Source organism: Alistipes montrealensis (genome assembly GCF_018362775.1).
Taxonomy (GTDB): Bacteria; Bacteroidota; Bacteroidia; order Bacteroidales; family Rikenellaceae; genus Alistipes; species Alistipes montrealensis.
In genome coordinates this window covers 204,289-228,756 of record NZ_JAGYXY010000005.1, presented here as the reverse complement: position 1 = coordinate 228,756, position 24,468 = coordinate 204,289, and the positions used below count along the sequence as shown (strand labels likewise).

The 24,468-nt window shown below is 60.2% G+C and carries 19 protein-coding genes; all 19 read right to left on the bottom strand.

The window, feature by feature from the left end; all coding sequences use genetic code 11:
- Nucleotides 1-342: 342 nt before the first annotated feature.
- The 19 genes from KG007_RS11780 to hisG all read right to left on the bottom strand — a co-directional run bounded on the left by KG007_RS11780 (nucleotide 343) and on the right by hisG (nucleotide 24,402).
- Nucleotides 343-699, bottom strand: a complete 357-nt coding sequence (locus KG007_RS11780) for a BACON domain-containing protein (RefSeq protein WP_195458746.1) — start codon at nucleotides 697-699, stop codon at nucleotides 343-345.
- A gap of 29 nt (nucleotides 700-728) precedes the next feature.
- Nucleotides 729-2,609, bottom strand: coding sequence for a RagB/SusD family nutrient uptake outer membrane protein (locus tag KG007_RS11775; protein ID WP_213349049.1), 1,881 nt, complete (start codon nucleotides 2,607-2,609; stop codon nucleotides 729-731).
- 20 nt (nucleotides 2,610-2,629) lie between these two features.
- Nucleotides 2,630-5,986, bottom strand: coding sequence for a SusC/RagA family TonB-linked outer membrane protein (locus KG007_RS11770; protein WP_213349047.1), 3,357 nt, complete (start codon nucleotides 5,984-5,986; stop codon nucleotides 2,630-2,632).
- A gap of 42 nt (nucleotides 5,987-6,028) precedes the next feature.
- Nucleotides 6,029-7,000: a FecR family protein gene (locus tag KG007_RS11765; RefSeq protein ID WP_213349045.1), complete on the bottom strand. Its 972-nt coding sequence runs from the start codon at nucleotides 6,998-7,000 to the stop codon at nucleotides 6,029-6,031.
- Nucleotides 7,001-7,174: 174 nt separating this feature from the next.
- Complete coding sequence (locus KG007_RS11760) at nucleotides 7,175-7,765, bottom strand: RNA polymerase sigma-70 factor (RefSeq protein WP_213349043.1); 591 nt, start codon at nucleotides 7,763-7,765, stop codon at nucleotides 7,175-7,177.
- A gap of 142 nt (nucleotides 7,766-7,907) precedes the next feature.
- Entirely contained in the window at nucleotides 7,908-9,494 is a 1,587-nt protein-coding gene (locus KG007_RS11755; RefSeq protein WP_213349041.1) for a PKD-like family lipoprotein, read from the bottom strand.
- 13 nt (nucleotides 9,495-9,507) lie between these two features.
- Complete coding sequence (locus tag KG007_RS11750) at nucleotides 9,508-10,305, bottom strand: DUF4843 domain-containing protein (RefSeq protein WP_213349039.1); 798 nt, start codon at nucleotides 10,303-10,305, stop codon at nucleotides 9,508-9,510.
- 25 nt (nucleotides 10,306-10,330) lie between these two features.
- Nucleotides 10,331-11,869, bottom strand: coding sequence for a RagB/SusD family nutrient uptake outer membrane protein (locus KG007_RS11745; protein WP_213349037.1), 1,539 nt, complete (start codon nucleotides 11,867-11,869; stop codon nucleotides 10,331-10,333).
- A gap of 18 nt (nucleotides 11,870-11,887) precedes the next feature.
- Nucleotides 11,888-15,277, bottom strand: coding sequence for a SusC/RagA family TonB-linked outer membrane protein (locus tag KG007_RS11740; RefSeq protein ID WP_249413331.1), 3,390 nt, complete (start codon nucleotides 15,275-15,277; stop codon nucleotides 11,888-11,890).
- Nucleotides 15,278-15,339: 62 nt separating this feature from the next.
- The gene (locus tag KG007_RS11735) at nucleotides 15,340-16,521 is read right to left on the bottom strand and encodes a FecR family protein (RefSeq protein WP_195458737.1); all 1,182 of its coding nucleotides are present in this window, start codon (nucleotides 16,519-16,521) and stop codon (nucleotides 15,340-15,342) included.
- Nucleotides 16,522-16,749: 228 nt separating this feature from the next.
- The gene (locus tag KG007_RS11730; RefSeq protein WP_213349035.1) at nucleotides 16,750-17,268 is read right to left on the bottom strand and encodes a sigma-70 family RNA polymerase sigma factor; all 519 of its coding nucleotides are present in this window, start codon (nucleotides 17,266-17,268) and stop codon (nucleotides 16,750-16,752) included.
- Between the two features lie 131 nt (nucleotides 17,269-17,399).
- The gene (gene hisIE / locus KG007_RS11725) at nucleotides 17,400-18,020 is read right to left on the bottom strand and encodes a bifunctional phosphoribosyl-AMP cyclohydrolase/phosphoribosyl-ATP diphosphatase HisIE (RefSeq protein ID WP_195458735.1); all 621 of its coding nucleotides are present in this window, start codon (nucleotides 18,018-18,020) and stop codon (nucleotides 17,400-17,402) included.
- Between the two features lie 6 nt (nucleotides 18,021-18,026).
- Nucleotides 18,027-18,779, bottom strand: coding sequence for an imidazole glycerol phosphate synthase subunit HisF (hisF, locus tag KG007_RS11720; RefSeq protein ID WP_213349033.1), 753 nt, complete (start codon nucleotides 18,777-18,779; stop codon nucleotides 18,027-18,029).
- Nucleotides 18,761-19,489 (bottom strand): 1-(5-phosphoribosyl)-5-[(5-phosphoribosylamino)methylideneamino]imidazole-4-carboxamide isomerase, encoded by a 729-nt coding sequence (gene hisA, locus KG007_RS11715; RefSeq protein WP_213349031.1) that lies wholly within the window; start codon nucleotides 19,487-19,489, stop codon nucleotides 18,761-18,763. Before hisA ends, hisF begins: the two co-directional genes overlap by 19 nt.
- A gap of 4 nt (nucleotides 19,490-19,493) precedes the next feature.
- The gene (gene hisH, locus KG007_RS11710) at nucleotides 19,494-20,090 is read right to left on the bottom strand and encodes an imidazole glycerol phosphate synthase subunit HisH (RefSeq protein WP_213349029.1); all 597 of its coding nucleotides are present in this window, start codon (nucleotides 20,088-20,090) and stop codon (nucleotides 19,494-19,496) included.
- Nucleotides 20,087-21,214, bottom strand: coding sequence for a bifunctional histidinol-phosphatase/imidazoleglycerol-phosphate dehydratase HisB (gene hisB / locus KG007_RS11705; protein WP_213349027.1), 1,128 nt, complete (start codon nucleotides 21,212-21,214; stop codon nucleotides 20,087-20,089). The genes hisH and hisB overlap by 4 nt, the downstream gene beginning before the upstream one ends.
- Nucleotides 21,211-22,245, bottom strand: coding sequence for a histidinol-phosphate transaminase (gene hisC, locus KG007_RS11700; RefSeq protein ID WP_213349026.1), 1,035 nt, complete (start codon nucleotides 22,243-22,245; stop codon nucleotides 21,211-21,213). Before hisC ends, hisB begins: the two co-directional genes overlap by 4 nt.
- Nucleotides 22,242-23,537 (bottom strand): histidinol dehydrogenase, encoded by a 1,296-nt coding sequence (hisD, locus tag KG007_RS11695; RefSeq protein WP_213349024.1) that lies wholly within the window; start codon nucleotides 23,535-23,537, stop codon nucleotides 22,242-22,244. Before hisD ends, hisC begins: the two co-directional genes overlap by 4 nt.
- 13 nt (nucleotides 23,538-23,550) lie before the next feature.
- Nucleotides 23,551-24,402 (bottom strand): ATP phosphoribosyltransferase, encoded by an 852-nt coding sequence (gene hisG, locus KG007_RS11690; protein ID WP_195458728.1) that lies wholly within the window; start codon nucleotides 24,400-24,402, stop codon nucleotides 23,551-23,553.
- Nucleotides 24,403-24,468: the final 66 nt, after the last annotated feature.

Sequence of the window (24,468 nt, the reverse complement as noted above, 5' to 3'; positions counted from 1 at the left end):
GGCTATTCCCGTCGAAAAGCAATTCCCAGCCCGAGGCGATCTCCGATTCGCTGAGTGTGTTGTGGCGGGGACCGCAGGCGCAGAGGCTGGCTGCGATGAGTCCCGTTCCGAGCAGGGTGCGGAACAGGTTTCGGCATGATTGAGGTTTCATTGGGCTTGTGGTTTTTGTCAGATTGTAGGTTTTTTGGGTATTTGTATATTCTAAAAATATTCACTATGTGAATGAATCTTTACAAAATTAATTATTTTTACGATTAATCCCTTCTGGAAATGTAAAAAAATACCGCAGATGCCCGATAAAAAGCATCTGCGGCGTTTTCCAGGCGTATCGGTTCCGGCTGGTTACAGGTCCGGGAGCGTTTTTCCTTGCTGTTCGATGCTGATCGTGAGGGTCTCCCCGTTGCAGGTAACGCTCAGCGTCGCCGTACGGAGGGCTGAAGTTTCGTTGTCTGTATAGCGGATGGTGATTTCCCGGGTTGCGTCCGCTTCGGCCGGAGTTACAGACATCCATTCGGGAATGCCCGTGATGGTCCAGGCATCCGGCGCCGAGATAATCATCCGCTGCATGCCCTCCGTTTGGCCGAACGACCATGCCGCGGTCGATACGGCAAAATCCGGAGCGGTGGGTGTATCGTCGTCGCAGGCGGATGCGGCCAGCGCGACAAGGGCGATAAAGATCGAATATACCAGTTTTTTCATGTTTTTCTGTTTTATGGTGAAACGGTCGGTCAATAACCGGGATTTTGGACCAGGTTGGGGTTTTTGTTGATCTGGCTCATGGGAATTGCCAGCCAGTAACTCTTCGGCGATTCGAAAACGCGCACGCGGCCGCCCTGATTGGCCGGAATGACCTTGTAGAAATCGTCCTGGGTCTTTCCGTCGCGGTTCCACGAACGGGGTTCCTTGTTCATCACCTCGGGAGCCTCCTTCCAGCGGCGCAGGTCGTGGAAGCGGCGCCCTTCGAACAGGAATTCGATCGAACGCTCCTGATGCAGGACCTTGCGCAGCCTTGCTCCTGAGGGAATACCGCCCACCAGGGCCCACGAATCCTGGAAGCGGGGCAGTCCGCAGCGCTTGCGCACCCGGTTGAGATACTCCAGACTGGTGTTGCTCAGCGATCCGTTGTATTCGAAGTCGGCCTCGGCGTAGTTGTAGAACAATTCCGGGAGCCGCAGGTACGGATAGGCGTATTTGCGGTAATTGTACGAGTTTTTCGACTGATTGTAGGAACTCGATTTGTGAATCCATTTCTGGCAGAGGTAACCCGTGCAGCTCTGGTATTCGTCGGTCTCCTTGAGCGTCGAGCCATGCAGTTCGCCGCCGCGGAGCTGGAGGGTCAGAATCTTGTCGTCGATTTCGAACGTGCCGCGGTCGAAACCGATCGAGGCGTAGAAGCGGGGTTCGCGGTTGCGGTGCAGGCGGGCAGTGTTGTCACCCGGGGCGACGCTGTACAGGTCCTCGTCCTTGGTCAGCGGGTCGACGTCGAGCGGCAGCCCGTTCTTGGTGTAGTACATCTCGACGGCCTCCATCGTCGGCACGAGAGTCGTTTTCCAGCCTTTCGACATGTTGTTTTTGATCGAACGCGGTCCGCCGTAGCGCTGCAAAGCCTGAATGCCGCTCTGCGCGCCCTTGGCCAGGATGAATTCGGCTCCGTTCCAGGGCTCTTCGACGAAGGTGTCGTGGTAGTTCTTGCGACCGCGCTGGTCGTCGGGCAGGCTCGAATCGGCCGAGGTGTAGAGGTCGTAATTCGGTTTTTTTGTGTCGGTATTGATCTCGTCCGCGAGGGCGATTGCCGCCGCTGCCGCGTCCAGCGCCCGTTTCCATTTTTCCGGGTCGTAAGTCGTGTTCATCAGCGGCGTTCCGTCGGGGTTGTTGAACCCTATGTAGTCGGGATTGCCGTTGACCAGCGGCGAGGCGGCGTAGAGCAGCAGACGGGCCTTGTAGCTGAGCGCGGCCATTTTCGTGGGCAGGCCGAGTTCGGATTCGCCCACTACGTCGGGCAGCAGTCTGGCCGCGTTGTCGTAACATTCGGCGATATAGTTCACGCACTCGTCGTACGGCGTACGCGGGGTGAAAATTTCCGATTCGGGTGCGTCGATGGGGATGAACTTCTTGACCAGTACGATCGGTCCGTAGTATTCGAGCAGGCACTGGTGGTAATATCCCACGAGGAACCACGCCTCGCCCGCGTAACGGTCGGCGTTTTCCTGCGAGACTGCGGGAACTTTGTAGATGTTGTCCAGCAGGTAGAAACAGTAGCGTATTCCGCGGTAGATGTCGTAGTTCGTACCGCCCGAGGTGCAGTTCGGGGCCCAGCGGCCGAAATAGGTCAGGTTGGCGTTCTCCTCGCCGTAGAGCAGGCTCTTGCTTGAAAAATAATAGGTCGTGCCGCGGGCTCCGGTGATGAAATCGTCGCCGGCGAACTGGTCGGGCGACCAGTCGTACCCGATCAGGTTGGGCATGTAGGTCTGCATGTAGTAGCGGTAATTCTCGGCCTGCTCCTCCGTTTTCCAGATGTCCTCTTCGGTCGCTTTGCCTTCGGGCACGACGTCGAGGTAGGAGCAAGAGCATAGCAGCAGCAGTGAAAGTGCGAAGATTATCTTTTTCATGGTCTTTTGCTGTGTTTGGATTAGAAATTGAACTGGAATCCGAGGTTGTACGTCCGCTGGAGCGGGTATCCCAGGCCGTTGCCCGAACCCTTCTCGGGGTCCCAGTACTTGAACGGGGCGAAGGTCAGCAGGTTGGTTCCCGAGACGTAGACGCGCATTGTCTTGTAGGTGTAACCGATCTCGGCGGTCTTCAGGCGCAGCATCTTGCCGTTGCGCACGTAGAGCGTGCTGGCCTTGGTGTTGTTGTTATTCCACAGCGGCGACAGGCGCGGGTAGAGGGCCTTGGGATTGGGGTCGTCCTCGCTCCAGTGTTCGTCGGCGATCCACTGCATCAGTCCCGAACCGGGCGTCGCGGCTGTCGCGAAGGGGTGGTAGTTGTACATGATGATCGACACCTTGCCCTGTCCCTGGAAGAAGGCCGAGCAGTCGAATCCTTTGTATTTGAGCGAGAACCCGAATCCGTAGATGATCTCCGGGACGGTCGGGTTGCCCGTCCAGCACATATCGTTGTCGTCGATGATCTTGTCACCGTTCAGATCGCGGTATTTCACGTCGCCCGGCCGGATGGGGTAGGTCGTGGCATAGATGTCCTGCGAGGGGGAGTTGGCGATATCCTCCTCGTCGCGGAACAGCCCGTCGGCGATCAGGCATTGGATCGAGTTGATCGGGTGTCCGGCCTTGTACTGGTAGGCCCATTTGTAGTTGGGTTCGTCCATTTCGACGATTTCGTTGTGGGCGTAGGTGAACGTGCCGCGCAGCGAGAGGATCAGGTCCTTCGAGAAGGCCTTGTTGTAGTCGACCGAGATGTCGACGCCGCTGTTGTCGACCTTGCCGATGTTGGCCCACGGCGTGATGCCCGACATGCCGAAGGACGAGGGCAGCGACGTGCGCTGCATGAAGATGCCCGAGCGCTTCTCCTTGAACCAGTCGAAGATGATGTTCAGGCTGTCGAACAGGCCGATCTCCACGCCGATGTCGAGTTTGCGGCTCTCCTCCCATGTGGCGTTGGGGTTGCCGTAAACGGAGAGGATGGGACCTTTCTTACGCTCGAAGTTGTTGCCGATATAGACATCGTAACCCTGTCCCATGTCGACGGTCGTGAGGTAGGGGAAGCGGTCGGCATACTCTTTCGAAATCACGTCGTTGCCGACCAGTCCGTAGGAGGCGCGGATCTTGAACAGGTTGACCTTCTCCTTGATTCCTTTCCAGAAGGGTTCGTTCGAGATCACCCAACCCAGCGCGACCGACGGGAAAAACCCGAAACGCTTGCCTGCGGCGAAATTCTCGGAGCCGTTGTAGCCGAAGTTGGCCTCGAACAGGTAGCGTTTGTCGAATCCGTAGGTGACGCGGCCGGCGAGTCCCTGCTGGCGGTAGGGCAGCGCGGCGTACTCCTGCTCGTCCGAGATGTTCATGTTGCGCTCCTTCTGCAGGTAGACGATCGTCGCTCCGACATCGTGTTTGCCGAACGTGCGGGAGTAGTCGATCTTGGCCTGGAACGCCAGCTCGCGGTAACCGTCCTTGCCGCGCGTTGTGCCCAGGTAGGTGGTTCCGGTATTGGTCGAGTTGCTGGTGTAGCTGTAATTGCCCGCCTCGTCGATATTGTAGTCGGTAAGCTGGTACATGAACGGCGTGAACGAGCGGTAGACGGCCGAGTAGACGCGGTTGTAGAAGGTCGCCATTCCGGTTGCGCTCAGCCCCTTGGTGATGAAGTCGAGGTTCTGGTTAACGGTCAGCGCCGAGGTGAAATGCCCGCGGAACTGGTCGCCGTAACCGCGGCACAACTGGGCGTAGGGGTTGGTGAAGAATCCGCTGTTCCAGGCGTTGTTCGTACCGAAGCGTACGAAGGTGTCGGAGCTTTCGCCGGGCAGTGTTGCGGGGAATTCACAGGGCATGCCCGTCATGGCGTATGCGAAGAGGTCTGAAACGCTCTGGATCGGGGCGTGACGGTAGTGCAGTTGGGTGTTCATCTTCAGCGACACGCGGGTCGTCTTGGTGGCGTCTGCCGAGACGTTGGCCTGGAACAGGTATTTCTGCGCGTTGATGTTGGTGTCGAATTTCGACGCCTCGGGCTTGCGCATGATGCCGTTTTCGTTATATACCGAGGCATTGAGGAAGTAGTCGATCTTTTTGGCGCCGCCCGTCATGTTGAAGTTGAAATTCTGGTTGAAGGTGCAGTCCTTGAACAGCATGTCGTACCAGTCGACGTTGGGGTAGACGTAGGGGTCGAGGCCCAGTTTGGTTCCCATAATCTTTTCCTTGCTGTAATAGGGCTGTTCGCCGCGGGTCGTGCGGGCCTTGTTGAAGGTCTCCATATAGGTGATGCCGTCGGCGACCTCCGGAACGCGCGTCGGGGCCGAAGCGCCGAATTCGGCGCGGAGGTTGATGGTCATCTTTTCCGAGTCGCGGCCGCTCTTGGTCGTGATAATCATCACGCCGTTGGCGCCGCGTGAACCGTAGAGCGCCGTGGCGGTGGCGTCTTTCAGCACGGAGAACGATTCGATGGTCTCGGGCGGGATGTTGTTGAGCATCTGGTTGGTGATTTCCACGCCGTCGAGAATCAGCAGCGGCGATTGTCCCGAACCGAAGGTCGAGATGCCGCGAATCCAGAAACTCGCGCCGTCGGCGCCCGGCTCGCCCGATTTCTGCACGGCGATCACGCCGGCGATCTTGCCGCTGAACGAAGTCGAAAGGTTGCTCGACGAGGTTTGCAGGTCGCTGGGCTTGACTGACTGCACGGCGCCTACGAGCGACTCTTTTTTCTGTACGCCGAATCCGACCACTACCACGTCTTCGAGTTTGTTCGAAGCGTCGGCCAGCGTGACGAGCTTGAAAAGATGGATGTCCTTGACAGCTATTTTCTTGGTGTCGTACCCGAGGAATGAAACGGTGACGGTTTTGGTCGCGGGCGGGACGCTCAGCGTGTAATTGCCGTGGATGTCGGAGGTCGTTCCGATGGTCGTGCCTTCGACGAAGATGTTCGCGCCCACGATGGGTTGGTTGTCGGCCGAGGAAATGACCGTTCCGGAGAGTGTCAGCGCCTTATCCGACTGGGCCGGTGTTTGTGTCTGCGAACGCCGGGAGATAGTCACCAATTTCCCCCCCCCGTTCACGGAGTAGCGTAGCGACTTGTCGAGCACCCGGTCGAGTACGGTCTGAATCGTCGCGTCACTGAATGTAGCCGTTACGGGCCTGTTGACATCGACCTCTTCGTTCTCGAAGAGGAACGAGTAGCCGGTTTGCCGTTCCACTTCTTCCAGCACCGTTTTCAGCGGGACATCCCGGAAGGTTTTGGTGACGGTCTGCGCATGGACCAGTCCCGCCAGCAGCAGGCAGAGCGTCGATGCGACGATCCTCTTGAATCGTAGATTTACATGCATAAAATTAAGGTTTAGGTTAGTATGTCGATTGGTTGAGTCTTGCTATTCGGTTTTGCTGCCGACGCAGTATCGGCGGCCGCAGTGGTTGACCGTGATCGGCAGGATGTCGCCGAGCGCGACCATGATCGAATGGATGTCCTGCGCTTCGGTGAGCGATATGCGGAAGGTCTTGTTGTCGAAGGCCGCGGTGCGGAGGTCGATTTCAACGTCGTATTCACGCGCCAGCCTTCTCAGCAGTGCCGGCAGCGTGATCGCGTCGTAGCGGATGACGCCGTCGATCCAGCTTCGGTACTGGTCGGCATCGACCTGCTCGCGGCGTGCTTGCTTCGTCGCGCAGTCGTAGGTTACCAGGTCGCCCGGCATCATCTTCTCCCTGTCGCGGGCCGATTCGAACCGCAGCGAGCCTTCCATCAGCGCGGCGAGGACCTCCGGTTCGCTGTCGTAGGCCGAGATGTTGAATTTGGTTCCCAGGACGGTGAACCGGCAGCCCCGGGCCTCGACGCGGAACGGAAGGTCGGCATTGCGGGCCACCTCGAAGTAGGCTTCTCCCGAGAGGTCGATATCGCGCGACGAGCGGTTGAAATCCGATTTGTAGCTGAGGGTCGATCCGGCGTTGAGCCATACCTGCGTGCCGTCGGGCAGGGATATGCGGCTGTTGGTTCCTTGAGGGGCCTGTACGGAGAAGAGTTGTTCGGGCGTCTCCAGGCGCATGATATACCGGGTTGTGAAGGCGGAGATCAGGATCAGTACGGCTGCGGCCGCCGTAAACCGAAGCCAGCGGCGGCGGTTTAGCATTGCGCCGTCGCGTTTGCGGATTTTCGCCTTCAGCAGGCCGAGCGAGTCGAGCACGCTGAGCGGCGGTATGTGTTCGCGTTTCCACTCCTCTTCCCATTCGCGCATCCGGGCGGCGTTTTCCGGGGCGGCGGCGATGAATGCGAAGAGTTCGCGCTCCTCGTCCGGGGAGATCGGTCCTTCGAAATAGCGGACGGCGAGTCTTTTCAGTTTTTCGTTCATAGGGCTGTTTGGGGTATGCATACATTAATACAACAATTCAGGCGGATTTTACCCCCCCCCTGTTCCGGAAAAATGAGATTTTCTGTGAGAAAAAGCTGTTTTACGCCGGTCTGAGGACGAAAAAAACGCCGGACTGGATGTCAGGCGGCGGGCGGCTGGATTTTGCCGGCGGACTCAGCAGTTCGGGCCGGTCAGCCAGGCGAGGATCAGAATCTGGAGGTAGATCGATTTTTCGTGTTCGAGGGCTTCGGCGAAGATTCGCAGGGCCCGCTGAATATGCCGTTCGACCGTATTGAGCGAGATGTGGAGCCGTTCGGCGATTTCGCGGTTTTTCAGTCCCTGGAAACGACTGAGAATAAACACTTCGCGGCAGCGCTCGGGCAGCGACCCCATGATGCGCTGTATCTGCTGTTCCAGTTCCTGATACAGATAGGGGTGTTCGTTCTCGCTGAAGGAGAAGTCGTAGTTGTAGAGGCGCTCTTCCCCCGCTTTGGCCCTGGCCAGGTAGCTGAGCATGTATTTGTTGACGATGCTTTTGTGCTTGAGGTAGTTGAGACACCGGTTGCGGGTCATGACGAACAGCATCATCGAAGCCTCCCGGGCGTCGAGCGACGCATGCCGGTCCCAAAGGGTCGCAAAGCAATCGTGTACCAGGTCCTGCGCTTCGGCGGGGTCGTTGATGAAACGCCGGGCATAGGCCAGCAGCCGGGGCTGGTAGTCGATATACAGTTTTTCGAAATCGGACCGTATGGATTTGCCGTGCATCTTTCGGGGCGTTTTCTTTTTTTTGCGGTTTGGGCAGCCTTCCGGCCGAAATGTAATGGCAAATATAACAAAAAATGAAAAAAATGCCGCAGATGCCCCATGAAAAGCATCTGCGGCGTTTCCGTCTCGGAGAACGGCCGGGCTACTTGTAAAGCCCTGCGACGGTGTAATCGAGGATTTTGCCGAACCCGTCGAACACCAGGGCGTTCGGCTGGTCGAGCTGGCCGCTGCCGAAGTTGATCTGCGGTACGACGTGCAGCTTGTCGTTCATGTCGTCCTTCGAGGTGACGACCACCACGGCGCGGCTGCTCCACGCCAGCGAGGCGTTGCTCGGGTAGGACGCCGAACCGTCGTAATTCTCCATGGCGTAGTATCCCTGCACGTAGAGGCGCGCCAGGGTGATGTGCTCGCCTGCCGGAGCGGTGAAGACGGGTGTCGGATCGAAAACGACGCTGCCCGCCGTGAAGACTGTCTTGTAGATGCCGCTGCGGGTGGCGATGTAGAGAACCGGATCGAACCGCGAGAAGAAAACCGACACGGCCTCGCCCAGGACGCTGTTTGCCTCGGCGGGGATTTCGTAGATCAGCTTGGCGGTGGGAGCGCCGGCCGAAGCCGAGTAGTTGCCGAAGGTGTAGAGCGCGTAGTTGCCGTCTGCCTTCTGCATCAGCAGGGTGTGCGTGGCGTTGTCGACGCTGATGCCGCCTGCGATGCTGTGCAGTCCGGGAGCGTTGCCCGGATCGAAGGCGCCCGACGGCACACTGCTGCAGGAGTAGAACGACTGGTTGTATCCGTAGCAGAACTTACCCCGCACCTTGTCGTAGAAGATCGTGCTCGGGCGCCGGGTGCTTGCCGGGGCCGAGTGGGCCGAAACGACGTTGTTGTCGACGGTCATCTCCTCGGTTCCGTTGACGGGCATCGAAATCCGGTCGCGGCTGAGCAGCGTTTCGTAAATATCTCCGTCGTTGACGATCATCGTGCATTGATAGGTATTCAGCAGCGCTTCGACATGTAGCGTCCCCGGCAGGTAGACGAATGCCTCCTCCTTGTGCCCCAGGATTTCGTAGTACTCGGTCTCCACGCGCATCAGGTCGTCGGGGGTCGACACCCACAGCATGTTACGCTTGCTGGTTTTGTCGTAAGTGTAGAGCAAATGAGTGACCGGCGATGCGAACGGACTGCCGTTGTGTCCGTCGATCAGGTCCTTTTCGATTGTGCCCTGCCCGGGGCCTGCATAGGTTTCGGTCAACTGTCGGTGCATGACCAGTGCCAGGTCGGAGGTGGTTCCGTCCTTGGTGTAGGCTACCACGAGCCCTTCGTTGTACTGGGCCGTTACGAACAGTTTCCAGCGGTACTGGTATTTGAGTTCGTTCGTGGTGTCGGTGACCGTCAGCAGGAACAGGTAGCCCGCCGAGGAGATCGGCAGGTCGATCACTTCGTGGAACTCCTGCGTCGTGGCGAGCGAAATCAGTTCCGAGTCGTTTTCGGTCTTGCTTACCGACCATTCGTAGGCGAGGTCTTCGGGGTTCTCCTTTCCGTTTTTCGTAATGCGGATGCCCTCGACATCGAGCCGGGAGTTGTGCACCACCGAGAGTTGTGAGGCGATGGACGCCGGAACCTCGATTTCGACGGGTGGAATTTCGACGGTCTGCAACGTGCTTTTGTCTTCGTAACACGATGCGGCGAGCAGGCTCCAGCCCGCCAGCAACAGATATAAGCTGTATTTTCTCATAATCGCTGGTTGTTTACTTGGTGCGGATCGTTACTTCCTGGCCCTTCATGGAACCCGATTCGTGGACGCGTTTCTGGCCGGGGTTGGCGGCCTTCCATTCGTCGTACCAGGCTTGCGCCTTGGCGCGCCATGCGTCGATGTAGTAGCTGTAATCGGTTCCCCAGTCGGGCAGAACCTCCCAGCCGAAAATGTCCATCAGCAACTGGTGTCCCGCCTGGCTGTATGTGTCGGGCGACGTGCTGGCGGAGGTGAGTTCCGAATTGATAAAGGCGTTGTAGGTCGACCATTGCTTGTTCGTGACCGGGCGCGGCAGCATGTTGTGCCACGAGATGTTGGCCTTCAGGTAGTTGTGCAGTCCTACCAGGAGGTCGGGCGAATCGGTCAGGCGGAGCATCAGCACGCGCTGCTGCGTGTCGAGTTCGTCCGATTTCTCGACTTCGATGCGGATGGCGCCGTAAGTCTCCCCAGCCGGGATCGTCGCACCGAGGAGGCTGTATTGCCCGGGCTGCGCCGTGGTTCCCTCGTCGAGGATGCGGACTCCGATCTGCCGGTCGGAGCCGGTGGCGGAGCCGATGAGTTTCACCGGAACCTCGATCACCGCTTTGGTGGCTCCTTCGGGCTGCTGTTTGAAGGTTATCGAGGCGTAGAACGTGCTGTCGGTTTTCGAGTATCCGGGATATTCGGTCGTTTCGTTAGGCGCGGCCCCCGGGAAACAAACCCGTCCCTGCGACATGTCGTAGCGCTTGGGGTCGTCCTTTTCGCAGCCGGCTATTGTCGCTGCGGCCAGCAGGATATAGATCAGTTTTTTCATTCTTCTCAACAATTAATCGTTCGACTTACTGTACGCGTCCCGACTGTTTCTCGAAATCGGGATAGGGTAGCATGTAGACCGCGTCGCCGACGACGGCCGTGCCGCTCATCACGTCGCTCTGGCGGGGCAGTTTCTCGTAGCCCAGCCGCTTGTAGAAATAGAAGACCACGCCCTCGCAGATGAACTCTTTGCGGTACTCTTTTTCGAGTGCGGCCATCAGGCCCTCTGCGTCGAGGTTTTCATCCAGTTCGTTGTAAACCGCGCGGGCCGTGCGTACGGCCTGCAGCAGGCGGCGCGCTTCGCCCAGGTCCTTGTCCGGGCCGGTGATGTAACACTCCGCGGCGATGTAATACATCTCCGGCAGGCGGATCAGCGGCATCAGGTTCTTGTAGCTGTATTCGGCGCCCGTCGAGGTCTGCTGGTAGAGTTTCGAGGGAGTCTTGGTTCCCTCGGGCCAATAATCCACGTTGTGGTAGAGCTGCTTGTAACGGCAGTCGGAGACTCCGTCGCCCTTGATCTCGAAGAGGTTGTCGGCGATCGAATTGCTGATGCACAGCGTGCGGTACTGGCGGTCTTCGGCGGAGTATTCGCGGTTGAGATTGGTTGCGATCTTCTTGGACAGGTCTGTCACGTCGAGTGCGAAGATGTGCTCGCTCGGGAAACACATTTCGGTCGTGGGGGCCTTTGCCGCATCGGTGAACGTGCGCAGTTGCAGTCCGCTGGCGAGGAAGACTGCCGCCGGGTCCTTGATCACTTCGAGGGCGGCCTGCAGCGCGGTGCGCTTGTTCTCCGCGCTGCCTTCCCACAGGCAGATGCGCGCCAACAGCGCTTTGACGGCGAAATAGTTCAGGTGCATGTGGCGGAAGTCGTAGAATTTGTCGACATTGGCCTCTGCGTAGATATTGTCGGGATATCTGGCCCGAATCGGGTCGATCTCCAGCAGCCGGGCGGCCTCGGTCAGGTCGGCGATCATGCGGTTGATCGTCTCTGCATAGGTCAACTGCGGCGCCGGGTCCTTGCTGACGACCGTGGCGTAAGGAATCGTATAACGGCTCTCCAGGTCGGTGCGCCCGGCGAGGTTGCTGCATCCGAACAGGCGCATCAGGTCGAAATGGACATAGGCCCTGACGGCGAGCAGTTCGCCTTTGATGATGCGGTAGTTGACCGAGTCGAGTTCGTCCTTCTTGCGGTCGATATAGTCGAGGGCCTCGTTGGCGTTGGCGATTACCGAGTAGGCCTTTTCCCAGACAGGTTCGATCACCTTTACCGATTTGTCGGCCGTATAGTTGTAACGGTCGAGGGCGTAGTCGTCCGCCGTCGAGTTTTTTCGGGCGTCGTACTGGCGGCCCAGCATTTCGACCATGTGCCACGTCAAGTTTTCGCCGTAGAGTTCGGTGGCTCCCATGGCCAGGTAGCAGCCGACGAGCGTCTGCTGGAAGCCTTCGGCCGAAGAGTAGTGGTCCTCGGCTCGGATTTCCGACGGAGGCGTCACGTCGAGCCATTTTTCGCACGAAACGGTTGCGAGGGCGGCGGACAGGAGAAGGTATTTTATGCTGTTATTCATGGCTTCGAAAATTTGGTGTTAAAAGGTTCCGGTCAACTGGAACGACATGCTCCGCGCAAAGGGATAGGTCGTACCGCGTTCGAGGCGGATCGTCGAAAGCGTGCCGATGTTGTTCATGTAGAACGCCAGCTTGAGCCGTTTGAGGCGGATTTTGCTGATCAGCCGCGGGTTGAATTCGTAGTAGACGCTCAGCGACGAGAAGGTCAGTTCGTCGTTGTTCTGCACGAAGCGGGTCGTGGCGCGGGTCTTTTCGTCGTGCTGGTCGCCGTTTTCGTCGGTGTAGGAGCCCAGTTTCTTGAACATGGCGTTCTGGCCCGGGGTCTGCCAGCGTCCGTAGAGCACGCGGCGGTCGACGTTGTAGTGGATGTCGACGTTCTCGACCTTGTTGACCAGCGTGGTGTTGTACTTCTGTCCGCCGCCGAGGAACGTGCAGGTAGCGCTGAGGCCGAATCCTTTGTATTCGGCAGCAAACCCGAAGTTGCCGCGGTATTTGGGATCGCTGATGCCGGCCACTACCTGGTCCTGCGCGTCGTATTCGTAGGTCAGCGTGCCGTCCTTCTTGACGTAGATTTCCATACCCGTCGTGGGGTCGATGCCCAGCGACGGAACGGCCCAGATGGCGTTCATCGGCATGCCGTCCTGGTAGATCAGCACGGGCGTCGAATTGCTCTTGTCCTGTGCCAGGGCCATCATCTTGTCGTTGTAGGCCTTCAGGCTCTCCGAGAGGCTGATGATGGTGTTCTTGTTGTAGGCGATCGAGCCGAAGACGCTGAAGAAGCCCTGCTTGCCCTGCCAGAGCGTGTAGCTCAGCTTGGCCTCGATGCCGCGGTTGCGGACCTTGCCCAGGTTGTCCTTCACGGTGTCGAAGCCCGAAGAGGTGGGGATCGCCACGTTGGTAAGCATGTTCTCGGTCACCGAATTGTAGTAGTCGAAGGCGATCGTGGCGCGGTGGATCATGATGTCGGCGCCCACGTTGTAATCCATGCGCTGCTCCCATTTGAGGGCGGGGTTGGGCATTTTCGAGAGGTAGGCGCCCGTCTGTCCGTGGTAGGAGGCCTCGGTGTAATAGAGGTAGGTGGCCAGCACTTCGTTGGTGTCGTAGTTCTGGTTGCCCGTCAGGCCGGCCGAGGCGCGGATTTTAAACTCCTTGAGAAGGTCCTGGTTGCGCAGGAAAGGTTCGTTGTGGAGGTTCCATGCCACGCCGGCGCTCCATGCCGACGACCAGCGGTTGTCCGCGCCGTAGAGCGACGAGGCGCTTTCGCGGAAGGTGAGGTCGACGTTGTAGCGGTCGTCGTAGCTGTACGACGCCGTTCCCAGGAAGCTGATTTCGCGGACGATCGATGAGACGCCGACCGGTTTTTTGTCCTGGGCGTATTGCCGGGCGAACGTAATGTCGGCCGTCTGGCTGTTGGGGAAGCCTTCGGCGTAGTGCTGGTAGGCGCTGTACGTATTCTCGGCGATCTTGCCGCCGGCGTTGACGTAAAGGAAATGTTTGCCCCATTGTTTGGCGTAGTTGGCATAGATTTCGCCCGAAATGTCGCTGCTTTTGCCGTTGTCGAGCTGGTAGGAACCTTTGCGCATCTGCATGCTCGTGCTTTCGTAGGTCGCGCCGGCAAATTTCGAGTGCTTGGCGGGATAGAATTCGTCGGCGTCGCTGCGTTTCACCGCGATGCCGAAGCGGGCGGTGAGTTTCAGCGCCTCGGTGGCCTGCCATTCGGCGTAGAAGTTGTCCGTTACGCTGGTGTAGGTCTCCTTGTCGAGCGTGCCGAGCGTGGCGTCGTACATCGGGTTGGCGACTTTGTCGTAGGCCCAGCGTGCGGTCTGGCCCGTCTGGGGGTCGATGGCACTCCAGTAGGGATTCATCAGCGCATAGCTTTCGAAATCGCCCCACGGTGAATTCTCACTCTTGGTGTTGCTTACGCTCAGGATGTTGCGGAACAGGAAATCCTTCTTGCGGTACGAGAGGTTCACGTCGCCCGAGATCACCGTGCGTTCCGAACCCTTCATCACGCCTGCCACGTTGTTGTACGAGAAGTCCACCATCGCCCGCAACTTGCGGCTGTCGCCCAGTTCGAGCGAAAGGGTGTGTTTGTGGCCGACGCCCGTGCGCAGGGGTTTTGCAAGCCAGTAGGTGTCCAGTCCGCCGAGTACCTGTGCTTTCAGGTCGTTGTAACGTTTCGTGAGGTCGACCTGCGTATTGGGGTTCGTCGAGGTGAAGACGCCTTCGATGCGTTCGGCTTCGAGTTTCTCCCAGGCGTTGCAGAGGTTGTAGCTCGACAGGTCGGGCATCGACAGTTCGATGCTTCCGGTGTAGGTCACCAGTTCCTGGTTGCCGGCGAGGCGCTTGGTTTCGATGACGATGACGCCGTTGGCGGCCTTCGAACCGTAGAGCGCCTTGGCCGCGGCGTCCTTGAGGATGGTGATGCTTTCGATGCGGGTCATGTCCATGTCCATCACCTTTTCGGCCGTGGTCTCGAAGCCGTCGAGGATGAACAGCGGCTGGTTGGGCCGGTTCTGGTAGTTGCCCTTGATGTTCACGCCCGTCGTCGATTCCGACGGGAATGTGGTGATGCCTCGCAACTGCATGTCGGGCAGCGTGTTGGGATCGGAACCCATCAGCGTGTTGTCCAGGATGTAGAGCGACGGTTCGATGTTTTTCAGGCTCTCGAACACATTGCGGTTGCTTGCACGGGCCAACTGGCTCGACGTGATGGTCGTGGCCGAACCCGTGTAGCTCTCCTTCTTGCGCGTGAAGATACCGGTCACCACGACGTTTTCGATCTCCTGTTCGTCCTGCACGAGTTTGACCAGTTTGGCCTGTGCCGAAGGGAGCGTCTGCGATATGTAGCCGATGTAGGAGAAGATCAGGTTGTCGCGTCCTTCGGGCATCCGGATCGAAAATCCGCCGTCGGAGCCCGAAACGACGCCCGTGCTGGTCCCCTGGATCAGGATGTTCACGCCGACGAGCGGTGCGCCCGCCGTGTCGGTCACGCGTCCGCTGACGACCTTGTCCGGAACTTTCCGGGGAGCAGGGTCATTCCCCCCCCCGCTCCGGGGGCGGATTACGATGGTATCGTCGTCGATCGAATATTCGAGCCGCGTGCCGCGCAGCGCTTCGTCGAGCACTTCGCTTACCGGTGCGTTGGCCTTGCTGAAAGAGATGCCTTTGACCTCCTGCACGACATCGCTATTATAAAGGATGTAATATCCCGTCTGTTGTTTGATCTGCCGGATAACCTCGGTCAGCGATGCATTGCGGAACGATACGGAGATGCGCTCCCTGCGTTGCTGCAAAGCGTCGGCTGCGGCCGCCTGCCCGGGGATACCCCAGACGGAGATCGCCAGCAACCACGCGCACATGATCAGCCACGGTTTCCGGTGTGATACTGATAGGTAAAGTTTCCTCATAGTAGCATTGTTTTAAGTGACATAATTGCCGCCCCGTCGGGCGGCTCCCTGACTAACCGGCATCAACTGTCGTCACGGTCGATGCAAAGTACGATCTTTTCGTCCCGGACCTCCGCGCGTATCTGGTTGGTCCGTTCCAGCAGGCGGGCCATTTCGGCAAAGGTTTCGTAGCGTTTCACGATGCCCGTGTAGCGCATCTGCCCGGCCTCGGCGCCCTGCGGAACGATCTCGACGCCATACCAGCGCGAGAGTTTGCGGCAGATCGAGGCGAGCGGTTCTTCGTTGAAGGTGAAAAGTCCCCGGGTCCAGGCCGCATAATCCTCGGCGGCGACCGGACGCACGTCGAAGACGGCGCCTTCACGTCCTACGCGGGCCTGTTGCCCTGGTTCGAGCATCGCATGCCGGCGGCCGCTCCGGACCTCGACGCTGCCCCGCACGAGCGTCGTTTCGATCACGCCTTCGTCGGCATAGGCCGAGAGGTTGAATGCCGTGCCGTAAACGCTTACGCTGACCGTGTCGGCATGTACCACGAATTGCCGTGCCGCGTCGTGCGCCACGTCGAAATAGGCTTCGCCCGTGACGGTCACCTCGCGCGGACCGTCGCCGAAGCGGACCGGGAAGACGAGGCTCGATTCCGAATTGAGCCAGACCTGTGTGCCGTCCGAGAGGCGGAGCGAGAACTCTTTGCCGCGCGGTACGGTGACGGTGTTTGTCATTGCGATCTCCTCTTCGGCTTCCTCCTTGTGGTAGGCGAGCTCGTCGCCGCCGATTTCGATGCGCGTGCCGTCCTGTTCGACCAGCATCCGCTGGCCGCCCTCTTCGAGCGCTACATTCTCGCCCGACGAGAGGGTCAGCACGGCGCCCCGTACTCCGGGGACCACCTGCTCGATGTAGGCCTGTTGTGCGAGCTGTCCGGCACGGCGGTCGAGCGCCCACCAACTGCCTCCGGCCAGCAGGGCCAGCGCTGCTGCCGCCGCTGCGTATTTCCGGACAGTGCCGGCCAGCGCCTGCATCCGGCGTTTGCGGGCCGCTTTGCGGATATTGCCCCATACGCGCTGCTCGTCGTAGCCGTAGATGCGGCCCAGTAACGGAAGGCTGTCCGTCGATTCTTCCAGCAGGTCCAGCAGTTCGCGGTTCTGCGGCGAACGCTCGAGCCACTCCCGGAGGATCGCCAGTTCCTCTTCGGTCGCTGTCCCTTCGAGGCGGGCTTTGAGGATCTCTTTGATCTGGTTTTCGAAACTCATTTCGTATTTTGTGCTTTTAGGTCGGTTTTGGTCGGTTGGAAACAGACGCTTCCTATGGAATAGACCGAAAAAGAGTGCGCCGGACATACAATGCCGGCGTATTTTTCTTTAAAAATTGCAGGGTGGTTACGAATTGTAAGGCAAAGTCTTGTTTTTGTTTTTCTTCTTTCGGCCCTTCGGAGTGGATCGCATCGGATTGAAACCGGGCTTATTCCTCAGGCGGCGCTGTTAGAAAAACGAGAAGAAGAACAGCGACATTTTGCGCAGGGCTTTGAACGAGCGCGACATGTGGGTCTTTACGGTGTGGAGCGACAGCGACAGCAGGCGGGCTGTTTCGACGTAGCTTTTGTGCTCGATGCAGATCATCCTGAAGATGCGGCGTCCCTGTTCGGGCAGCGCTTCGATGCGGCGGTAGAGGCTCGCAACCTGCTCGATGAGTGCCTGTTCGTCGATGTGACTGCCCTCTTCGGCCGCCAGCCGCACCATCTCGTTGGAGTTGATGTCGTAGAAGCGGTTTTTCATGCGGGTGTGCAGGTGGTCGAGGGCTGCGTTGCGGACACAGCGGTAGAGGTAGTTCTCCTTTTGGCGAATCTGGCTGAAGTCGGTGTCGAGCAGCGTGATGAAAACCTCCTGTACGATGTCTTCGGCTTCGTGGGCCGAGCCGACGATGCGTTCCGCATAGAGCGTCGCCAGCCGGAAATGCTGGCGGAATAACGTTTCGTATTCGGATTTGATTACAGTTTTCATGAGGACTTTACCGCTGATGCATACGGCGTTCCGTTGCAAAAATAAGCGCTTCGGATGAAAAATGCAAACGATTTGTTACATTCTTTCGTCCGAAGCGCCTGTTTTCAGCGTAAAAATGCCTCCCGGAGGGGTCAGGAGTGCCTGCGGGCCAACTCTTTTTCGAGGTCGGCGATCGAGCATCCGGTGGCTTCCAACAGCACGAGCAGGTGGTAGACCAGGTCCGATGCCTCGTAGATCATGGCATCGCGGTTCTGGGCCACGGCTTCGATGACGGTTTCCACCGCCTCCTCGCCGACCTTCTGTGCGATCTTGTTTACGCCGCGGTTGAAAAGTTTCGTGGTGTAGGAACCTTCGGGCATCTCGGCGTGACGGCCCTGGATGACGCTCTGCAGGTAGCGGATAAATCCTTCGTTCTCGGGCGTTGCCTCCCCGAAGCAGGTTTTCGACCCCGTGTGGCAGGTCGGGCCGTGGGGGATGGCGCGGATGAGCAGCGTGTCGTTGTCGCAGTCGGCGGCTACCGATACGATGTCGAGGAAGTTGCCGCTCGTCTCGCCCTTGGTCCAGAGGCATTGGCGCGAACGGCTGTAAAAGGTGACGCGGCCTTCGGCGAGGCTCTTTTCATACGCCTCCCGGTTCATGTAGCCCAGCATCAGTACCTGCAGGGTGCGGTCGTCCTGGATGACGGCGGGAACGAGTCCGCCGGGGAGTTTCTCGGCGTTGAGCGCCGAAAACGGTTTTGCTTCGATTTTCATAGTGGTTTATAATCTGACGTTTATATTGCGTTTGTTCAAGGCTTGCTTTAATACGGGGATCGGAATTTCATTGTAGTGGAAGATGCTGGCCGCCAAAGCCGCATCGGCGCGGCCGAGCGTCAGTACGTCGGCGATGTGGTCCACCGTGCCTGCGCCGCCCGAGGCGATGATCGGGAGGGGCAGTTCCGAGAGCCGTGCGAAGGTCTCGCACGGATAGCCGTTTTTCGTGCCGTCGTGGTCCATCGAGGTGAAGAGGATTTCGCCCGCACCGCGGTCGGCGGCCTCGCGGGCCCAGGCGAAGAGTTCGCGCTCGGTGGGGCGTTTGCCTCCGTGGGTCGTGACGATCCATCGGCCGTCGACCGTCCGGGCGTCGATCGCCGCTACGACGAACTGTGAACCGTATTTGGCGGCAATGGCGTCGATCAGCGCCGGATTTGCCACGGCGGCGCTGTTGAGCGTGATCTTGTCGGCTCCGGCGTCGAGCAGCCGTCCGGCGTCGTCGACCGACGAGATGCCACCGCCGACGGTGAACGGAATGTCGATGCGTGCGGCGATGCGCGAGACCAGTTCCGTGAAGGTCCGGCGTCCCTCCTCGGAGGCGCTGATGTCGAGGTAGACCAGTTCGTCGGCTCCTTCGGCGGCATATTTAGCACCGAGTTCCACGGGGTCGCCGACTTCTCGCAGCCCCACGAAGTTGATGCCCTTGACGGTCTGGCCTTCGCGGATGTCGAGGCAGGGGATTATCCGTTTCGCAAGCATCGTTCGAGGTCTTTGAGGGTGATGCGTCCTTCGTAGAAGGCTTTGCCGACGATGACGCTCCGTAGGCCCTGCCGGTCGAGTTCTTCGATGTCGTCCATCGACGAGATGCCGCCGCTGACGGTGATTTCGACGGCGGGGAAACGGCCTTGCAGGTCGGCGTAAAAGGCAGCCGAGGGGCCGCACAGCATGCCGTCACGTGAAATGTCGGTGCAGATAACCTGTGTAAGAGACTGCGGGATAAATCGTTCGATGAGCTGGGGCGCCGTGAGGGCCGAACTTTCGAGCCAGCCCTGAATGGCTACTGAGCCGTCGCGGATGTCGGCGCCGAGGATCAGCCGTTCGGGGCCGAACTCCGTGAGCCACTCGGCGAAGCGTTCGGGTTCGCGGACCGCGAGGCTGCCGCAGATGGCCCGGCGGGCTCCGGCGGCGAAAACGTCGAAAAGCGCCTGGCGGCTCTTGATGCCGCCGCCGTACTGCACTTCGAGCGAGGTCTTCGCGGCGATACGTTCCAACACGGCGAGGTTGCGGGGTTCGGAAGCTTTGGCGCCGTCGAGGTCGACCATGTGCAGGCGGCGGATGCCTGCCTCTTCGAAGCGGAGCGCCGCTTCGAGCGGGTCGCGGTAATAGGTCTTCCGGCTGGCGTAGTCGCCCTGTGTCAGGCGTACGCACTCGCCGCCGATGATGTCCGTTGCGGGTATGATTTCGATCATGGTGTCAAAGGGTTAGGAAATTTTGTAAAATCCGGGCTCCGGCCGAACCGCTTTTTTCGGGGTGAAACTGCGTGCCGAAAAAGTTGTTGCGGGCGAGAGCCGCGCTGAACGGCCGGCCGTAGTCGGTCGTCGCGATTGTTGCGGCGCAGGGCTCTGCGGCGAAGGAGTGGACATAATAGATATAAGTATCTTCGGCGAGGTCGCGGAACAGCGGGGTGCTGAGGCCGGAGATCGTGTCCCAGCCCACGTGGGGGACTTTGAGCTGTGCGCCGCAGGGTGTGACGGACGGCAGCCGCAGGACCCGGGCGGGGAAGATGCCCATGCAGCGGGCGTCGCCCTCTTCGCTCGAAAGGCACATCAACTGCATGCCGATGCAGATGCCCAGTACGGGCTGTGTGAGGGTGGGGATCACGGTGTCGAGGCCCCGTTCGCGGAGTTTCGACATGGCCGAGGAGGCTTCGCCGACTCCCGGCAGGATCACCCTGTCGGCGCGGCGCAGGACGGCGGGATCGGCCGTGAGCGTGAATTCGGCTCCTGCGCGGCGCAGGGCGTCGGCAACCGACCGCAGGTTGCCTGTGGCGTAATCGACGACGGCTATCATAGGACTCCTTTGCTGCTGGGAATGTCGTATCCGAAACCCTGCCGGGCCACGGCCATGCGCAGGGCGCGGGCGAAGGCTTTGAAGATGGCTTCGGCCTTGTGGTGGTCGTTCTCGCCGCGGGCCGAGATTTGCAGGTTGCAGCGCGCGGCGCAGCAGAGCGCGTGGAAGAAGTGGCGGAACATTTCGGTGGGTACGTCGCCGACCCGTTCGCGGTGGAACGAAGCGTCCCATTCGAAGTCGATGCGTCCCCCGAAGTCGAGGAGCACCAGCGCCCGGCAGTCGTCCATCGGCAGGGCGAACCCGTAGCGGGCGATGCCGGCCTTCGATCCCAGCGCGCGGTCGATGGCCTCGCCCAGGGTGATGGCCACGTCTTCCATGGTGTGGTGTTCGTCGATGTCGAGGTCACCCTGCGCATCGACGGCGAGCGCGACGCCGCCGTGGTGGGCAATCTGGGCGAGCATGTGGTCGAGGAAGCGCAGACCGGTGGAAATCTGTCCGTTGAAATCCCCGCGGCCGTCGAGGTCGAGGCGCACCGCGATCTGCGTTTCGCGGGTCTCGCGCCGGATTTCGACCCGCCGTTCGCCGCGGCGGATAAAATCGGCGATTTCGGCCCACGAGTCGGTGACCAGTGCGCAGGCGTCGGCGATGCCTGCCTTTGCGAGCATTTGCGCCCCTTCGGCGGCGGGAGAGAGCAGGATGCCCCGCGCCCCGAGGTTGCGGGCCAGCAGGATATCGGTCACGCGGTCGCCGATGACATAGCTGGCGGCGAGATCGTATTCGCCGCCGAGGTAGTTGCCGAACATGCCGGTGCGGGGTTTGCGCGTGGGGGCGTTGTCCGCTTCGAAGGTGCGGTCGATCAGTTGGTCGTCGAACGCAACGCCCTCGCCGCCGAGCGTCGCGAGCATCTTTTCGTGGGCGGGCCAGAAGGTGTTTTCGGGAAAGGAATCTGTCCCGAGGCCATCCTGGTTGGTAGCCAGTACGAGGTCGAACCCGAGGCCCGTGAGGGTTTTCAGGCCCGAGATAGCCCCGGGGACGAACGTGAGTTTTTCGAGGCTGTCGATCTGTTCGTCGGCGGGTTCGGCGATGATCGTGCCGTCGCGGTCGATGAAGAGGGCTTTTTTCATAAACGGAAATTTTTGACGGTTTCGAGCATCCGGGCGTTCTCCGAAGGGGTTCCGACAGTGATGCGCAGGCATCCGGCGCAGCCCGGGATGCGCGAGCGGTTGCGGACGATGACACCGGCCGAGATCAGCGCGTCGTAGAGCCGGTCGGGTTCGGGCGTGCGGATCAGGATGAAGTTTGCGTCGGAAGGGTAAACCTGCACGACGGCCGGGCAGTCGGCGAGCGCCCATGTGAGGGCGTTGCGCTCGGCGCAGAGCTCGGCCACCTGCGGCGCAATGTCGTCCGAGAGCCGTTCGGCGACAGCCTGCTGCGCCAGGCAGTTGATGTTGTAGGGGTATTTCACCCGTGCGAAAAGCGCAGCGACGGCGTCCGAAGCGAAGGCCAGTCCGAAGCGGAGGCCCGCCATGCCCCACGCCTTGGAGAGGGTTTGCAGGATGATCAGGTTGGGAAATTCGTCGAGCCGTGCGAGGAAGCCCGGCATATCGGAGAAGTCGATATAGGCTTCGTCGAGCAGGACCATGCCGTCGAACCGGCGGAGAAGCCGCTCGATTTCGGCCTCGGGGAAGGCGTTGCCCGTCGGGTTGTTCGGGGAGCAGAGCCACAGCAATTTGGTGCGCTCGTCGGCTGCGGCGAGCAGTTCGTCGACCGGGAGCGAGAAGTCTTCGCCGAGCGGGACTTCGCGCATCTCGACATCGTTGACATCGGCTGCGACGCGGTACATGCCGTAGGTCGGGGCGATCGAGACGGCGTTGTCGACACCGGGGCGGCAGAAGATGCGGTAGGCGAGGTCGATGGCCTCGTCGCTGCCGTTACCGATGAAGATTTGTGTTTCGCGCACGCCTTTCAGGGCGGCGATTTTCTGTTTGAGGACCTTCTGGTGCGGGTCGGGGTAGCGGTTGACGCCATTGTCGTAGGGGTTTTCGTTGGCGTCGAGCCAGGTCGAAATTTCCCCGCCGGCATATTCGTCGCGGGCCGTGGAGTAGGGTTTCAGCGCCCGGATGTTGGGGCGAACGAGTTCGTCGAGCGGTCTCATAACACACCCCCTTTCATGCGGACGCGCACGGCGGCGGCGTGTGCCCCGAGGCCTTCGGCTTCGGCCATGGCGATGATCGTCGGGGAGAGGAGCGCAAGTCCGTCGCGGGAGAGTTCCTGGTAGGTGATCTTGCGCAGGAACGAATCGGTGTTCACGCCGCTGTACGAGCGTGCCCAGCCGCCCGTGGGAAGCGTGTGGTTGGTTCCCGAGGCGTAGTCCCCGGCGCTTTCGGGCGACCAGGGGCCGATGAAGACGCTGCCTGCGGCGGTGATCTGCGCCGCGGCCTCCCATGCGTCGCGCATCGAGATGATCAGGTGTTCGGGGGCGTAGGCGTTGGCGAAGTCGATCATCTTTTCGCGGCTGTCGAGGACCACGATGCGGCTCTGGCGGAGCGCTTCGCGAATGGTGTCGCCGCGGCGCAGCTGGAGCAGTTGTTCGCCGACGGCCCGCTGGGCGTCGCGGGCGAACTCTATCGACGGGCAGACCAGTACGGCCTGGCTGTCGCCTCCGTGTTCGGCCTGTGAGAGCAGGTCGGCGGCGGCGAAAGCGGGCGAGGCTTCGTCGTCGGCCAGTACCAGCACTTCCGAAGGGCCGGCGGGCAGGTCGACGGCTACGTCGTTGGCGCCGACGAGTTGTTTGGCTTTGGTGACATAGCGGTTGCCCGGACCGAAAATCTTGTCGACGCGCGGGATGCTCTCCGTGCCGTAGGCCATGGCGGCCACGGCCTGCGCTCCGCCGACGGCGAAGATGCGGTCGACGCCGCACAGGTCGGCGGCATAGAGTATCTCGGGGGCTATTGTGCCGTCGGGCCGGGCCGGGGTGCAGAGGATCACCTCTTTGCAGCCGGCGACGCGCGCCGGAACGGCCAGCATCAGCACGGTGGAGAAGAGCGGGGCCTTGCCGCCGGGGATGTACAACCCTACGCGGCCGATCGGCAGGGCGCGCTGTACGCACCTCACGCCCGGCATCGGTTCGGAATCGACTTCGGGGGCGAGCTGGGCGCGGTGGAAGGTTTCGATATTGGATTTTGCGGTGGCGAGGGCCTCCTTGAGTGCGGCGGGAATAAGGGTTTCGGCCGCGGCGCGGGTTTCGGCGGACACTTCGAATGTCCGGGGTTCGCGCCCTTCGATGCGGCGGGTGATTTCGCGCAGCGAACGGTCGCCGCCGGATTTTACCTCGGCGAGGATTTCGGCTACCTGGCGCGTGATCTCCTCCTCTTCGCGGGTGAAGCGTTCGGTGAGGGAGGGCCACTCCGCGCGTTCGGGGTTGTTGTAGATTTTCAGGATTTCCATAGCGGGTTCCGGTTTAGCGGATCATGTTTTCGAGTGCCAGGATCAGGATGCCTTCGGCGCCGATCTCCTTGAGGCGTTCGATGCGCTCCCAGAGCTGTTCCTGGGAGATGACGGCGTGGATCGAGCACCAGCCCTCCTGCGCCAGCGGCAGTACCGTCGGGCTGCGCATGCCGGGGAGTATCTGGATGGCGTCGTCGAGCCGCTCTTTCGGGAGGTTCATCAGCACGTATTTCATGCCCCGGCTGTCGAGGATCGAGTTGAAGCGGAACGTGAGCTGCTCCGTCTCGCGGCGTTTGTCGCTGTCGAGCTCGGGGTTGGCGATGAGCACCGCTTCGGAGAAGAGAACCTTCTCGACCTCGACCAGGCCGTTCGAAATGAGCGTGCCGCCCGAGGAGACGATGTCGAAGATGCCGTCGGCCATGCCCACGGCGGGGGCGATTTCGACGGAACCTTCGATGGTGTGGATTTCGGCGTCGATGTTCTGTTCGGCGAAGTAGCGGCCCAGGATGTTGGGGTAGGAGGTGGCGACACGTTTGCCGCGGAAGAACCCGAGCCCTTCGTAAGCCGCCGTTTTGGGCACGGCCAGCGAGAGGCGGCAGCCGCCGAACCCGAGGTCCATGACCTGCTCGACGGGGAATCCCTTTTCGGAAACTTCGTTCAGTCCCACGATGCCCAGGTCGGCGACGCCCATGGCTACGGCCTGCGGGATATCGTCGTCGCGCAGGTAGAGGACTTCGAGCGGAAACCCTTCCGCGCGGGAGATGAGTTTGCGTTTGCTCTCGGCAACGCGGATGCCTGCTTCGGAAAGCAGTTCGATGCTCTGTTCGTTCAGTCGGCCTTTGGCCTGGATGGCAATTCTCAGCATATTCGGTGTGTGTTTGATTGTTTTTCTGTTTTCTGGACACCCACCTGCGGTACGGCACATGAAAAA